The sequence below is a fragment of the Flagellimonas maritima genome, assembly GCF_003269425.1.
Taxonomy (GTDB): Bacteria; Bacteroidota; Bacteroidia; order Flavobacteriales; family Flavobacteriaceae; genus Flagellimonas; species Flagellimonas maritima.
The window spans coordinates 1,049,975-1,063,942 of sequence record NZ_CP030104.1 but is presented as its reverse complement, the minus strand read 5'-3'; the positions used below and the strand labels follow the sequence as shown (position 1 = coordinate 1,063,942).

Below are 13,968 nucleotides of genomic sequence, written 5' to 3'. Positions count from 1 at the left end.
AAAATATCCTGGTCAAATGATTTTTTATTTTCTTGAACAAAAATGATGTTCCAGTGGAAAAATTCAAAATACATGTTTGTGCATTTACCATCATTTGGTCTGTGATGGTTTTTGGTCAATCCAATCTGCAACAAATCTATACTGAAAGTAAAAAAGCCTATGATTTGGGCGACTATGTAACCTTTCTGGATAAAATGCTTCAAGCCAATAAAATTCGCTCTAATCATCCAACTCTCTTATACAACCTTGCTGCTGCCTACGCTTTAAACGGAAAAAAAGAGAAGTCCGTAAATACACTTAAAAGAGTTGTTTGGATGGATGCTACGCTTCCATTTCAGAATGATGGAGATTTTCAAGGCTTGACCAATTTTCTACCTTATATGGAATTGATAAACGAAGTCAAAGATTTGAATAAAATTATCAGTAAGGGTAGAAAAGCTTTTGAAATAAATGATAAATCGATACATCCTGAAGGTGTTGCTTATAGTGAAAAGCAAGGAAAATTTTATATTGGAAGCGTGCGTCAACGTAAAATTTTAGAATTGGATAAGGACAGAGCAGTCAAAGAGTTTGCTAATGTAGAAAGTCTCAATGCAATTATGGGTCTTAAAGTGGATGATCAAAATGGATTGCTTTGGGCTTGTTCTACCCCAATCCCTGAAATGGTAGGAGACCACGAGGGCAAAGTTGCACAAGTATTGTGCTTTGACTTGAAAACAGGGAAATTATTGGAATCGTATTCAGCACCACACGAAAATGCATGGTTGGGCGATTTAACTATATCGGTAGACGGTGCCATCTACGTATCCAACAGTAACGCAGAAAACCCGGTTGTCTATACTGTAAAGAAAGGGAAAGAGGAGCTCGAAGTTCTTTTTAAAGCACCTAACTTGATTTCGCTCCAGGGAATTGATTTAAATACGGAAGGCACAAAACTGTTTATTGCTGATTACCGCGAGGGAATCTTTAGTTATGATTTTGAAAAGAAAAAGCTATCAGCAATAAAGTACAGCTTACACCACCCCCTTAAGGGCATCGACGGACTATATTACCATAATGGAAGCTTAATCGCAATCCATAATGGATTAAAGCCCTTTAGAATCATGAACTACCAACTTAGTGATGCGGAAGACGAAATCATCTCCTTTGCCTTTATAGAAAAAGCTCTGCCAGAAATGAACGAACCTACATTGGGTGTTATGGTGGGCGATGAACTATTTTATGTGGCAAACAGTCCATGGAACGCCTATAATGATGATAAGAAACTAAAATTGGAAGAGGTTGCTATCCCTTTAATTAGAAAAGTTGATGTAAGTTCAATACTAAAGAGAAAATCTGAATAGTCTAACCTTTAAAATTTATACCTCTCAACTCATATCTTATGATTGCCGGAAATATATATTTCTTTAAGGCGGCTTTGGTATTTTATAAGTAAGGTGCACATCATTTTTTCAGAACGAATCTATTTATAATCATCAAAAACGCTGTTCTGTTCTAATGACCTTACATTATATATGCCAATTGTTAGAATATAAAAGTCAACTTATAGCTTTCAAGATACCATAAGCTATAAATTTTAAAAGCTTTTGACAAAAATTGAGCAAATGGCGTTGGAGAGACCTGACTTCTAAGCCTATAGAAAAAAACTAAAAGCACATACTATCCAAAAAAAGGCTTCCATTTAGTGGAAGCCTTTTCTAGTAGCGGGAACTGGACTCGAACCAGTGACCTTCGGGTTATGAGCCCGACGAGCTACCTACTGCTCTATCCCGCGATGTATGTTTACTGTGCCATTGCGGAGCACTTATTGTTGTTTTTGACTCAAATTTAAAGTAGGTACTTTATCCTGAGCGTAGTCGAAGGATGCTGCTCTATCCCGCGATATGGACGGCAAATATACAACCGTTTTGTCCTTATTTCCAAATTAAAACCAATATTCATGGAGCTGTTCTGGTCAATACATCTTAAAAATCCATAAATTCGGGATTTTACATTATGAAAGCAATTAACGATTTCTTGTCTGCAATGATACCCTACACTGAATGGGCAATGCTTATTCTTTTGATTGGGGGCGGATTGTTCTTGATATTTAAATCCAAGTTTTTGCCTTATCGATATTTTGGGCATGCAATTGCGATTACAGCAGGAAAATATGATAAAGAAGGCGCAGAGGGGGATGTTAGCCATCTACAGGCATTATCTGCTGCGGTCGCTGCCACGGTAGGCCTAGGGAATATTTCGGGAGTGGCAATCGCAATATATATGGGAGGCCCAGGAGTGGTTTTTTGGATTTGGATGACTGCGTTAATAGGCATGTGCATCAAATTTTATTCCTGTAGCCTTTCTATAATGTTTCGCGGAAAAGATTCTGAGGGAAAATTACAGGGAGGGCCAATGTTCTATATTATGCAGGGAATGGGCAAAAAAGCCAAACCTTTGGCCACCTTTTTCTGTATAGCGGGTCTCTTTGGTTTTCTTGGAGTCTTTACGGCAAATCAATTTACCCAAACCTTTATGAATGTGGTAAACCCGAATGAAACACTTGCTTTGCTCGGGGATTTTAATTGGAAATTGATTATCGGGATTGTTCTTGCTATTATCACATCGTTCGTGATATTCGGAGGGCTAAAAAAAATAGCTAAGGTTGCATCGGCAATCGTTCCTTTTATGGTGCTTGTATACTTTGTTGCAGTCCTGATTGTAATGTTTACAAACGCTACAGAAGTTTGGCCTTCTCTAAAATTGATTATTACCGAAGCCTTTAATTTTGATACCATGGTAAAAGGTGGCTTCTGGGGACTTGTGATTCTTGGAGTTCGTCGCGCCATGTTTTCAAATGAAGCTGGTTTGGGAAGTGCACCTATGTACCATGGGCAATCCAAAACCGATGAACCTGTACAAGAAGGTTTGGTTGCAATGCTCGGGCCTTTTATAGATACCATCATCGTTTGCACACTGACTGCAATAGTAATAATACTCAGCGGAGCTTATTTAGAAGCCGAAAGTAATGGAATACTGATGACCTTGATCGCTTTCAAAAAAATGTTGTTTGGATATGGGGATATACTGTTAATGATAATTGTTTCAGCATTCGCACTATCTACCTTATTTACCTATTCGTATTATGGCGTAAAATGTCTTTCTTTTTTGACGAACGCAAAAATCGGAAAATATTATAATTGGTATTTTGTGGCCACTATTGTTTTTGCGGCAGTGGCTTCGGTTGATTTGGTTATCAATTTAATTGATTTGGCTTATGCACTTATGGTAATTCCAAACATGTTAGCAGTACTTTATCTTTCTCCAAAAGTAAATTTGGCAGCTAAAAGTTATTTCTCAAAAATGAAAAATGAAAAAGCATAAATCAGGATTTGTAAATATAATTGGCAATCCAAATGTGGGCAAGTCTACCTTGATGAATGCTTTTGTTGGTGAAAAACTGTCCATAATAACTTCAAAGGCACAAACCACTCGGCATCGAATTTTAGGAATTGTAAATGGAGATGATTTTCAGGTCATTCTTTCTGATACGCCAGGAATCATAAAACCGGCTTATGAATTACAAAGTTCTATGATGAATTTTGTGAAATTGGCATTTGAGGATGCCGATGTTATGCTATACATGGTCGAAATAGGAGAAAAGGCTCTAAAGGACGAGGCTTTTTTCAGAAAAATCCAGAACAGTAAAATCCCTGTATTGTTGCTTCTGAATAAAATCGACACTTCTGAACAACACATATTGGAGGAACAGATACAGCATTGGCAGGAATTGCTTCCCACAGCGGAAATACATCCCATCTCCGCTTTGGAAAACTTTAATGTGAAGCAAGTTTTTGAACGGATTTTAGAATTATTGCCAGAAGCTCCGCCCTACTACCCCAAAGACCAGTTAACGGATAAACCGGAACGTTTTTTTGTGAATGAGACTATCAGGGAAAAAATATTGATGCACTACAAAAAGGAAATCCCTTATGCCGTTGAGGTAGAGACCGAGGAATTTTTTGAGGACGATGATATTATCAGAATCCGTTCCATAATAATGGTGGAAAGGGATACTCAGAAAGGAATAATCATAGGGCATAAAGGCAGTGCCCTAAAACGTGTTGGTGTAGAAGCTAGGAAAGATTTGGAAAAATTCTTTAGCAAGCAGGTGCATATAGAGCTCTACGTTAAGGTAAATAAAAACTGGCGCAGTAATTCCCGTCAGCTGAAACGTTTTGGTTACAATAACTAAATTATAATTTAGTATTCAGCTAACGGTAATTTTACGTTTGGTTTAGAACTTCCGAGGAAATTTAAACCAAACAAAAATGAAAAATTACCTTAGACTATTATTCCCTGCAATTTTAATTCTTGCATTCTTTTCTTGCGAAAAAATAGATGATTTTATCGGTGATGGCGGAACGGACGACGACCCTGTTGATGATGAAATTCCCGTGACCCAAGTCGATTTTGAATTTTATGGAACCATTCAGGTTGGGGGAGAGGGGGCTTCAGAAATATCTGCTTTTGATCCCTCTACAAACAAACTTTTCATTGTTAATGTGGAAAGTACCGAAATTTCTGTTTTTGACCTTTCAGACCTGAGCAGCCCAGTAAGACTAAATTCAATTACCTGTATTAATGCGGGATCTCCAAACAGTGTTGCCATAAGCGATGGCAAATTGGCGGTCGCAATAGAAGCTGAAGATAAACAGGCCAATGGTTATATTGAATTATTTGATACTGATTCCCAGAAAGAAATCTGCAGCTTTAAAGTAGGTGCTTTACCGGATATGGTAACATTTACTCCAGACGGTGAATTTATTGTGTGTGCGAACGAAGGTGAACCCAACGATGAATATACAAATGACCCTATCGGTTCCATTGGTATCATAAATTTGGATACAAAAGAAATTTCCATTTTGGATTTTGAGAGCTTTAATGGAATGGAAACCAGTTTGGAAGAAAAGGGATTTCGTGTATTTGGACCAAATGCAACGTTGGCAATGGATGTAGAGCCAGAATATGTAACGATTTCGGAAGATTCAAAAAAAGCATGGGTCACTTTGCAGGAGAATAACGGAATTGCGGTAGTGAATCTGGAAACAAAGCAAATCGAGAATATTCTTCCTTTAGGTTTTAAAGACTATTCGGCCGTTGGAAATGAAATAGACCCAAGTAACCGAGATGACAAAAAAGAGCTGCGCAGTGTTCCCGTATTTGGAATGTACCAACCAGATGCCATAGCATATTATTCCGTTAACGGCATGGACTATGTAGTTACCGCCAACGAAGGCGATGCACGTGATTACGATGGCTTTTCAGAAGAGGAGCGCATGGCAGATTTGGTTTTTGATGAAACTGTTTTTCCTGACGCCGCTACCTTGCAATTAGATGAAAATTTAGGACGTTTGCAATCAACTACCACACTGGGGGATATTGATGGTGATGGTGATTACGATGAGCTATATAATTACGGCGCCCGTTCCTTTACAATATGGTCTGGACAAGGGCAATTGGTCTATGATAGTGGAAACGATATTGCCAAGAAAACCTTGGAACTTACCCCTGCCGTATTCAATGGAGACGATAGCCGTAGTGATGATAAAGGAGCTGAACCCGAAGCAGTGACCATTCAGCAAATAGGGGACAGGCAAATTCTATTTGTTGGCCTGGAACGAAACAATCAAATTATGGTTTACGATATTTCCAATCCAAGTTTCCCGGAATTCCTGCAAATTTTGGAAACTGCCGGTGATGTAGGCCCAGAGGGTGTTTTGGCGATTGATGCTGTGGATAGTCCAACAGGTAAAGAACTGTTGGTGGTCAGTAACGAAGTAAGTGGAACGGTTACTTTTTATCAGAACGATTAAGATAATTTTTGCTTCAGAATTTAAGTAAGTTTGTTAAGGGCATGGTTTACGGACTGTGCCTTTTACCTTTTGTCAAAATCGGAAATCAACTCTTGCAGATAATCTTTTAGTTGCTTCATTTGAGGTCGTCCTTTGGACTTACCCAGTCTTCCAAATGCGTACAATGCAAACCAAATCAATACTAAAAATGACATTACGACCATCCAAAGCGTAATATCGTGGCCCAAAGAATAATTTGAATAGGCAAAAACTCCCAAAATGACAAAAAGTGTACCGATACCAAAATGTAGGAACATAAAAAAAGTCCAAAGTGTGGGATTTGGCCCAAAAACCCCATGTATATGGCTTATCCCTTTTTCAAAGGAGGTGAGTTCCAAATGAAGTTGGGGAGACCAAAATGTGGTATCCTTTTTTCTAAATCGAATATAGATGTGTTCATCCAACCGTTTGACCAACAATTGGTCCTGTTTGGTTTGATCAAAAATCTCCATTAAAGGCTCAAGGTCAGAATTCAAGGAGATAGCAAACCTGGGTCGTAATACGATTTCATTACCTATGTTTTTCATAACGTATTGAAATTGAATAAAAAAGATATCATTTTTTTCTTCATAAATAGTGGTATTTTTGCCAAAATTTCATGCTGATGGGTGCTATTGTTGCAATTGTAGGAAGGCCAAACGTGGGTAAATCCACTTTTTTTAATCGACTCATTCAACGTCGTGAAGCTATTGTGGATGCCGTTAGCGGCGTAACGCGTGACCGTCATTATGGAAAAAGTGACTGGAACGGCAAGGAATTTTCCCTTATTGATACTGGCGGGTATGTAGTAGGTAGCGACGATATTTTCGAGAAGGAAATAGACAAACAAGTTGAGCTCGCTATAGATGAGGCAGATGCCATTATTTTTATGGTTGATGTTGAATCTGGGGTAACGGGAATGGATGAAGATGTGGCTAAATTATTGCGCAGGGTCGACAAACCTATTTTTCTCGCCATAAATAAAGTGGACAATGCCCAACGTGAAGCCGATGCCGTGGAGTTTTATGCTTTAGGTCTTGGAGACTATTTCACTTTATCGAGTATAAATGGCAGTGGAACAGGGGAATTATTGGACGCGCTTGTAAAAGAACTACCGGAAATTGGAGAAGATGAAAATGAGCTACCAAGATTCGCAGTAGTGGGTAGGCCCAATGCAGGTAAATCCTCTTTTATCAACGCACTTATTGGAGAAGACCGTTATATAGTTACTGATATTGCCGGAACGACTCGGGATAGTATTGACACCAAATACAATAGATTTGGATTTGAATTCAATTTGGTAGATACGGCAGGAATCCGTAGAAAGGCAAAGGTAAGGGAAGATTTGGAGTTCTACTCTGTAATGCGCTCTGTAAGGGCAATAGAACATTGCGATGTTTGTATTTTGCTGGTAGATGCAACCCGTGGTTTTGACGGACAGGTGCAGAATATCTTTTGGCTGGCACAAAGAAACAATAAGGGAATAGTGATTTTGGTAAACAAATGGGATTTGGTCGAAAAAGAAACCAATTCAGTTAAAGAATATACCCAAAAGATAAAAAAGGCAATAGAACCTTTTGATGATGTCCCCATTCTATTCATATCCGTGTTGACGAAACAACGTATTTTTAAGGCAATTGAGACCGCTGTTGATGTCTATAAAAATCGTTCAAAAAAAGTAGTGACCCGAAAATTGAACGATATCATGCTTCCAATCATAGAACATACTCCGCCACCAGCTTACAAAGGAAAGTTTGTTAAGATTAAGTTTTGTACACAATTGCCCACGCCATATCCACAGTTTGCTTTTTTCTGTAACCTACCGCAATATGTACGTGACCCTTACAAACGCTTTCTGGAAAACAAGTTGAGAGAGAATTTTGACTTTAGTGGTGTTCCCATTACCATCTTTATGAGGAAGAAATAAAGTGTGTGATTTTGTCATAAGGTAATTACGACGTAAAATTTATTGATTTTAGACACATACCAAAAACGGTGCATAGGCTGCTTGGATTTAGCGATTGTATCCAATGGTTTTTGATTGTCCTTACAATTAATGCACTGTATTTATCAATGCTCTTTCCGTACCGTTTAATCTCCTATATATTCATAAAATTAAACACTAGTGCATTTCGCTATTTAACTTTCATCCCCAATATTTGGAGTTAAACATCTTAAAACAGCACATTTTTGCCGTCATCCTAAACTTGCCTGCCTGCCGGCCAGGCAGGTTTCAAGTTCCCATCCTCGGAACCGGCTACAGAATTAGTAAGTGGAGGTTGAAACGAGTTCAACATAGCGCCAAATCAAAATTTCTGGTTTTCATATTGCACAACGGGTAAAATTAGAAATGGTTATGTTATTATATACTTGAACAATTTCGCCTTAAAACTATTATTTTTAAGAGTTTATGAAATGGATATAATGCATATTCCTTATATCTGTTAGTTGAAAGTAATACTGGAAAACCAATATACCGAGTGAAAAAAACAATATTTGAAATTACCAAAATGGACTGTCCATCGGAGGAAAATCTAATCCGAATAAAATTGGACGAAATTTCAAGTATTGTGAATTTGGACTTTGATATTCCAAATCGAAAATTGACTGTTTTTCACAGCGGAGAAATTGACCAAATCGAAAAGTCAGTTCTCGAACTGAACTTAGGTGGAAGGAAAATCTCAACGGAACAAACCGACCAAACGGTATTTAAAGAGAATGAAAAACAAAAAAAGCTACTTTGGTCTGTACTTGTCATAAACTTTGCTTTTTTCCTTATTGAAATGGCGACAGGAATTATCTCAAAATCGATGGGACTTGTTGCCGACAGTTTGGATATGCTTGCCGACAGTTTCGTTTATGGAATTAGTTTATTTGCGGTTGGCGGAACGTTGATTAAGAAAAAGCGGATTGCCAAACTTGCTGGATATTTTCAAATAACAGTTGCGATTATTGGGTTTGTAGAAGTTTTAAGAAGATTTTTTGGAGACGAGAAACTTCCCAATTTTTCAACAATGATCATCGTTTCAATTTTTGCACTCCTCGCAAACGGAATTTGTCTCTACATTTTACAAAAAACAAAGAGAAAAGACGAGGCACACATGAAAGCGAGCATGATTTTTACATCAAACGACGTAATTGTCAATTTAGGAGTAATAATCGCAGGGATTTTGGTAAATTGGTTGAGCTCCAACAAACCTGATTTGATTATCGGAACAATCGTTTTTATTTTGGTTGTTCAAGGAGCGTTTCGGATTTTGAAATTAAGCACGTGAGGAAAAAGTTACTACTTAGCATTGTATATAAAAATACCGTAAGTCATTGAAAACATGAGATTTTGGATATTTTTATAATTTTTAAATTCGACAATTTTTTAAAAATATATAATTAGTAACCCTAATAATCATCGGACCCACTTGTGTATGTGTCCTAAAATTATCACTTATCGTAAAAACTACTTTTCACATACTTGACCGTTGCCAGTAATCAAAGAACAACACTTTAGACTAAATGGATATTGAATCGATTAAAAAAAACTATAAGAATTTTTCGACAGAAGAATTAATAAAACTTGTATCCGAAATTAAATCAATAAAACCTGAATTTATTCCGATATTACAAAATGAACTTATCAATAGAAATGAGAATAATGTTGCGGTGGGTATTACAGAATATTTGACTTCTATAAAATATCATATTACCGATAATATTTTATTTGACAATATTTTAAGTTATCGCAAATCAGGTATGAAAGAAATCGAAATTGACAAAACCCTGAAAGAGAATCACGGAATTGATTCGGAATATATGCAATTAATACGTGTAAGCTTAAAAGAAAAGGGAAAAGAAAATATTGCTATCGGAATTGTGATGATAATATTACCTCTGATTTTTGGAATTGTATTGTTAACCATGAGGGCATTTATTGGTGTATTTCCTCTTTTATTGATTGGAATTGGCATTTGGAGATTAAATAAAGGAATCCAACAAAAAAATGAGAATAAATAAATACTTGCAACAAATTATATAGCTCATAGCTGCTTTATTTAAAATTAAGTCATATCTGCAAGTCCGCCATCCCAATAATTATGAGAACTGCCATGGTACTCTTCCAAAAAGTTATTGCTAATTTGCATGCTACAGAGCCGTATACAACATTATTGGCAGTAATAAAATTTTAGAATATGAACATTAAAAAAACTAGTGTCCTTCTTACAATTATTCTGATTTCTATCAATGCTTTCTGTCAACAAGAGGTAAGCTTATCCAGTAAACTAAAAAGCGATAAAATAAAGGCAGTAAATCGTTCCATATCATTGTTCGGAGATAAAGAGGATGCTGTAGAAATGAATGCAGAGGATGAAAGTGGAATTGGAATAATTGAAGATGTGGAATTTGAAAAAGGGCTTATCGAAATAGAACTTTTGGGTGAGAATAATCCGGGTAAAAGCTTTATTGGAATAGCTTTTAACATTCAAAACGATGAAACTTATGAAGCTATATATTTTAGACCTTTCAATTTTGTTGCAAAGGAACAAATAAGAAAAGAACATATGGTTCAATACATTTATCATCCTGAATTTACTTGGAGAAAACTTAGAAAAGAAAAAACCGGGGAATTTGAGAATGAAATCAAAATGCCACCGAATCCTGATGATTGGTTCAAGGCAATAATTCATGTAGAAGAAACAACAGTCAAAGTTTTTGTCAATGATTTATCCGAACCTGTTTTAATTGTTGATAGATTAACTAAGCCATTATCAAAAAAAATTGGGATTTGGACGGGCTTTGGTTCTTCTGGACGATTTAGAAATTTGATTTTAAAAGAATAACTGCTACCGATTCCTAGTATAAAATATAGTTGGTAAGCACTGGAACCAAAGAGGATTACTTATTTGAGAAGTCCGCCAAATTTTTAAATTTGGATTACGTGTCATCAGAAAAGCTATTGCCTATTTTCAGCACTACTTTTGATGTAGGGAGCTATTTGGCTCAAGCCAAAAAACAGACATATTCATGAAACTACTAATTGCTTTTAGCCTATTACTATGCTCTTACGCGATAACGGGACAAAAGTTTCACACGGAGTTTGAGTATTCCGATTCTATTAATAAAGGAATATTGATCCAAAATAGTTATCCTAAAGGTGGGCTAATATACACGGACCCAAATGGTAAAGAATATATCTATGTTATATTTTGGAGCTGTATAACAAATAAAACAGTTTCTGACTTGCAACTCGCAATTGATTTTCCACGTGATTCGTTCACAATTCCGTCCTCGCCAAGCACAAAATTCCATTTATTTTTACCAAAGGAAAAAATGACATTCAAAAAAGAATCCTTGTTCAACTATGGCTTGAATTTAAAATTATTTTTGGATGAAAACGTAGATAAACCGACTGAGTTACAAAAAACCATTGCCCCGAATGACTCGTATCTTTTGTATGTAGTTGCACTTTCCAATCAAGGAGTCAATGGTGTTGTGCGAGCGGGATTTGAATTACAAAAACAAGACTTAATTTATAAAATCAATGGACACAAAGTCAGTTGTGGAAATATTGTAACCAAGAATTAAAAGGAATAATACATCTCAAATTACAGTTTTGGAAGCAATTTGAAAAATAAATTATGGAATAGTGGGCTCTATAATGTATCTCAAGAAAAGCCCTAGTCCAATGCTCAATCCCAAATCCATGATGTTCATCCAACATCTTCAAGCAAAGCGATCTTACATTTTAAATTCACATCGCTATTCCCCAGAAGCCATTCGTATAGAAACCTGTTGGGTAATACGGTTGCCTTTGTCGTCTACAGCGGTGAGTCTGTAGTCTTTCGGTGTAACGTCTAAAATAAGCTCATGAAAACTTGTGGTCATGCCCACATAGGATTCGTCCAAGTACCAGTATACGATACTTTCGCTTTGTTGGTGTGCCAATTTAAAAATGACTTCCGTAGTTTTTTCGCCCAAATCTTTAGGGAGCAAAATCGCTTCATTTCGTTTTGGGAATATAAATTCCATTAGCCTGGATTCTGAAGAAGAACACCCCTGCAGAAAATTCGGTAACGGTCTATAATTTGGATTGGAAGAAGTATAATAATGTTCAATTACGGGGGGGAGTGTAAACCAACTCTTGGCCACCATGTTCTCTAGGGGGTAACATTCCGAGTTTACCCTAAATGACTCTGAGTCGTCTAAAAAAACCTGATGGTGATAAGGGCATTGTCCACTTTTTGTACCGTTAATGGGCATAAGCTCTTTTTTAATGTCATCACAAAAGACGGAAGCGCGGTACCCGCTTTCAGAACAAATTTCAAGTTCCTTTAAATCATCAAAAGGTTGCTGAAACCAACCGCTGTTCGGTAGCAAATCAAGAATATCGAACAAAATAGGGGCGGCGGCCGTGATTCCCGTTAATCCAGGTCTTCCCTCGCCATCCGCATTTCCCGCCCAAACCCCAATGGCATATTTTGGAGTTACACCTACGGCCCAAGCATCCTTAAAACCAAAACTGGTGCCCGTTTTCCAGGCGATACGTTGCGAAGAATCAAAAAATTGCCAATTTTCACTTCCTTCTGGGCGATTGACTTCTTGTAACGATTTAATAGTGTGGTACAGCGAACCTGCATTCAAAATAGGCGGAGTGAACTGTTCTTCCCCAAAATGGATTTTGTTTTTAAACAGATATGTAGGTTCTGAAAATTCTTCTGTGCGATATGTGCTTGAATTCGATACGAAGTAATTTAGAGTTGATGCCGCAGAGGCATACGTTTTCGTTACATCCCACAATGAGCTTTCTGCCCCGCCCAAAATCAAAGATAGGCCATAATATCCAGCGGGTTTGTTCAACGAGTGCATGTTCATTTTACGGAGCTTGTTATAGAACTTTTGAAGCCCATATTTGCGCAACAATCGAACGGCAGGAACGTTTAGCGAGCGCGATAAAGCTCTGCTGGCGGGTACGGCACCAGCATATTTCTTGTTGAAATTTTTTGGATTATATCCATTGATTACCGTTGGAATATCCTTGACCAAGGTGTTCGGCAATAACTCACCTTCGTGCATGAGCGATGCAAAAAGAAAAGGTTTTAATGTGCTGCCCGTACTTCTGCTTTTTGTTATAATATCAACATAATTACTGTGTTGCCTGCTTGATGGGGAATTGCCCACGTAACTCAAAACTTTTCTGGATTCCACATCTAAAACCAAAATGGCAAGGTTATGAATTTCGTTGTGCTTCAATTGTTGGTAATGACGTTCTGCAACTCTATTTGCCTGGCGTTGTAGATTCCTGTCAATGGACGATCGAATCCGTTTGCCTTTGTGTTCTTTTACGGCACGTTCGGTTAAATGCGGGGCATCATTGGGCAATGACAATGGTTTTTGTGGCAAAGGTTCTGCAATGGCCAGCTCGTAGGTAGTTTGGTCGATACGTTGTTCATCCAGCAGTTTTTTGAGCAACCTATTCCGTTTCCTTAATAGCGATTGGTCATTTCTCCCTGGAAAAATCAATGATGGAGCATTGGGCAATACGGCAAGTGTTGCCGATTGCCCCCAACTTAATTCGTGCGCAGGTATTCCAAAATAGCGCCAAGAGGCAGTTTCCAAACCTATGACATTGCCTCCATAGGGTGTATAGGTAGCATATAACTTTAGAATGTCTTCTTTGGAATAACGGAACTCCAAACGAGTGGACATGAAAATTTCGATACACTTTTCAAAATAGGTGCGTCCTTTGTTTTTTCTGCTGAGACGAATAACCTGTTGGGTGATAGTGCTCCCGCCGCGACGCGTATCTTTTGTAAGATTGTGCTGTATGGCCTTGAAAATAGAAATGGGATTGAACCCAGGATGTCTATAAAAGTATTCGTCCTCAAACAAAAGCACACTGTGCTTGAAGCGTTCCGGAATAGAATCGATTTTCGGAAAGCGCCATTGACCATCGTCCGCAATCCGTGCCCCGATCAATACATTGTCCGAACTCGTCACTACGGTCGAAGTGGGTTCTTTAAAAAGTTCCCTAGGCAAGCAGAACAACCAGAGGAGGAATACTATCAGAAAAGCTGAAACCATGATTTTATGTTTCAGTAAAAAT

11 protein-coding genes and 1 tRNA gene are annotated in these 13,968 nt (G+C 37.6%); 9 read left to right on the top strand and 3 right to left on the bottom strand.

Features of this window, described 5'->3' with window-relative positions:
- Nucleotides 1-53 precede the first annotated feature (53 nt).
- Nucleotides 54-1,343 (top strand): NHL repeat-containing protein, encoded by a 1,290-nt coding sequence (locus tag HME9304_RS04665; RefSeq protein WP_123877353.1) that lies wholly within the window; start codon nt 54-56, stop codon nt 1,341-1,343.
- Nucleotides 1,344-1,701: 358 nt separating this feature from the next.
- On the opposite strand, the gene HME9304_RS04660 is transcribed toward HME9304_RS04665, so the two are convergent.
- Nucleotides 1,702-1,774 (bottom strand) — tRNA-Met (locus HME9304_RS04660).
- A 221-nt stretch (nt 1,775-1,995) separates the two neighbouring features.
- Between HME9304_RS04660 and HME9304_RS04655 the strand changes: the two genes are divergently transcribed.
- The 3 genes from HME9304_RS04655 (at nt 1,996) to HME9304_RS04645 (ending at nt 5,855) form a co-directional block, all read left to right on the top strand.
- Nucleotides 1,996-3,363 carry an alanine/glycine:cation symporter family protein gene (locus tag HME9304_RS04655; protein ID WP_112377473.1) on the top strand — a complete coding sequence of 456 codons (1,368 nt, stop codon included), beginning with the start codon at nt 1,996-1,998 and terminating at the stop codon, nt 3,361-3,363.
- A complete protein-coding gene (gene era / locus HME9304_RS04650; RefSeq protein ID WP_112377472.1) occupies nt 3,350-4,234 on the top strand; it encodes a GTPase Era in 885 nt (294 codons plus the stop codon). Before HME9304_RS04655 ends, era begins: the two co-directional genes overlap by 14 nt.
- A gap of 76 nt (nt 4,235-4,310) precedes the next feature.
- Nucleotides 4,311-5,855 (top strand): choice-of-anchor I family protein, encoded by a 1,545-nt coding sequence (locus tag HME9304_RS04645; RefSeq protein WP_112377471.1) that lies wholly within the window; start codon nt 4,311-4,313, stop codon nt 5,853-5,855.
- Nucleotides 5,856-5,917: 62 nt separating this feature from the next.
- Here the strand turns inward: HME9304_RS04645 and HME9304_RS04640 are convergent, their stop codons facing one another.
- Nucleotides 5,918-6,421, bottom strand: coding sequence for a GTP-binding protein (locus HME9304_RS04640; RefSeq protein ID WP_112377470.1), 504 nt, complete (start codon nt 6,419-6,421; stop codon nt 5,918-5,920).
- A 77-nt stretch (nt 6,422-6,498) separates the two neighbouring features.
- Here HME9304_RS04640 and der point away from each other — a divergent pair, with 77 nt between their 5' ends.
- The 5 genes from der (at nt 6,499) to HME9304_RS04615 (ending at nt 11,450) form a co-directional block, all read left to right on the top strand.
- Complete coding sequence (gene der / locus HME9304_RS04635) at nt 6,499-7,800, top strand: ribosome biogenesis GTPase Der (protein WP_112377469.1); 1,302 nt, start codon at nt 6,499-6,501, stop codon at nt 7,798-7,800.
- A 553-nt stretch (nt 7,801-8,353) separates the two neighbouring features.
- Entirely contained in the window at nt 8,354-9,148 is a 795-nt protein-coding gene (locus HME9304_RS04630) for a cation efflux transmembrane domain-containing protein (protein ID WP_164674763.1), read from the top strand.
- A 235-nt stretch (nt 9,149-9,383) separates the two neighbouring features.
- The gene (locus HME9304_RS04625) at nt 9,384-9,881 is read left to right on the top strand and encodes a hypothetical protein (RefSeq protein ID WP_112377467.1); all 498 of its coding nucleotides are present in this window, start codon (nt 9,384-9,386) and stop codon (nt 9,879-9,881) included.
- A gap of 176 nt (nt 9,882-10,057) precedes the next feature.
- Nucleotides 10,058-10,705 carry a hypothetical protein gene (locus HME9304_RS04620; RefSeq protein WP_112377466.1) on the top strand — a complete coding sequence of 216 codons (648 nt, stop codon included), beginning with the start codon at nt 10,058-10,060 and terminating at the stop codon, nt 10,703-10,705.
- Nucleotides 10,706-10,889: 184 nt separating this feature from the next.
- Nucleotides 10,890-11,450, top strand: a complete 561-nt coding sequence (locus HME9304_RS04615) for a hypothetical protein (protein ID WP_112377465.1) — start codon at nt 10,890-10,892, stop codon at nt 11,448-11,450.
- A 174-nt stretch (nt 11,451-11,624) separates the two neighbouring features.
- Here HME9304_RS04615 and pbpC read toward each other — a convergent pair whose 3' ends face one another.
- Entirely contained in the window at nt 11,625-13,946 is a 2,322-nt protein-coding gene (gene pbpC, locus HME9304_RS04610) for a penicillin-binding protein 1C (RefSeq protein ID WP_239023386.1), read from the bottom strand.
- Nucleotides 13,947-13,968: the final 22 nt, after the last annotated feature.

Excerpts from the sequence above, each read along its gene's own strand:
- pbpC (WP_239023386.1), bottom strand. The coding sequence starts at position 13,946 with ATGGTTTCAGCTTTTCTGATAGTATTCCTCCTCTGGTTGTTCTGCTTG.
- HME9304_RS04655 (WP_112377473.1), top strand. The coding sequence starts at position 1,996 with ATGAAAGCAATTAACGATTTCTTGTCTGCAATGATACCCTACACTGAA.
- HME9304_RS04620 (WP_112377466.1), top strand. The coding sequence starts at position 10,058 with ATGAACATTAAAAAAACTAGTGTCCTTCTTACAATTATTCTGATTTCT.
- HME9304_RS04645 (WP_112377471.1), top strand. The coding sequence starts at position 4,311 with ATGAAAAATTACCTTAGACTATTATTCCCTGCAATTTTAATTCTTGCA.
- der (WP_112377469.1), top strand. The coding sequence starts at position 6,499 with ATGGGTGCTATTGTTGCAATTGTAGGAAGGCCAAACGTGGGTAAATCC.
- era (WP_112377472.1), top strand. The coding sequence starts at position 3,350 with ATGAAAAAGCATAAATCAGGATTTGTAAATATAATTGGCAATCCAAAT.
- HME9304_RS04615 (WP_112377465.1), top strand. The coding sequence starts at position 10,890 with ATGAAACTACTAATTGCTTTTAGCCTATTACTATGCTCTTACGCGATA.
- HME9304_RS04625 (WP_112377467.1), top strand. The coding sequence starts at position 9,384 with ATGGATATTGAATCGATTAAAAAAAACTATAAGAATTTTTCGACAGAA.
- HME9304_RS04640 (WP_112377470.1), bottom strand. The coding sequence starts at position 6,421 with ATGAAAAACATAGGTAATGAAATCGTATTACGACCCAGGTTTGCTATC.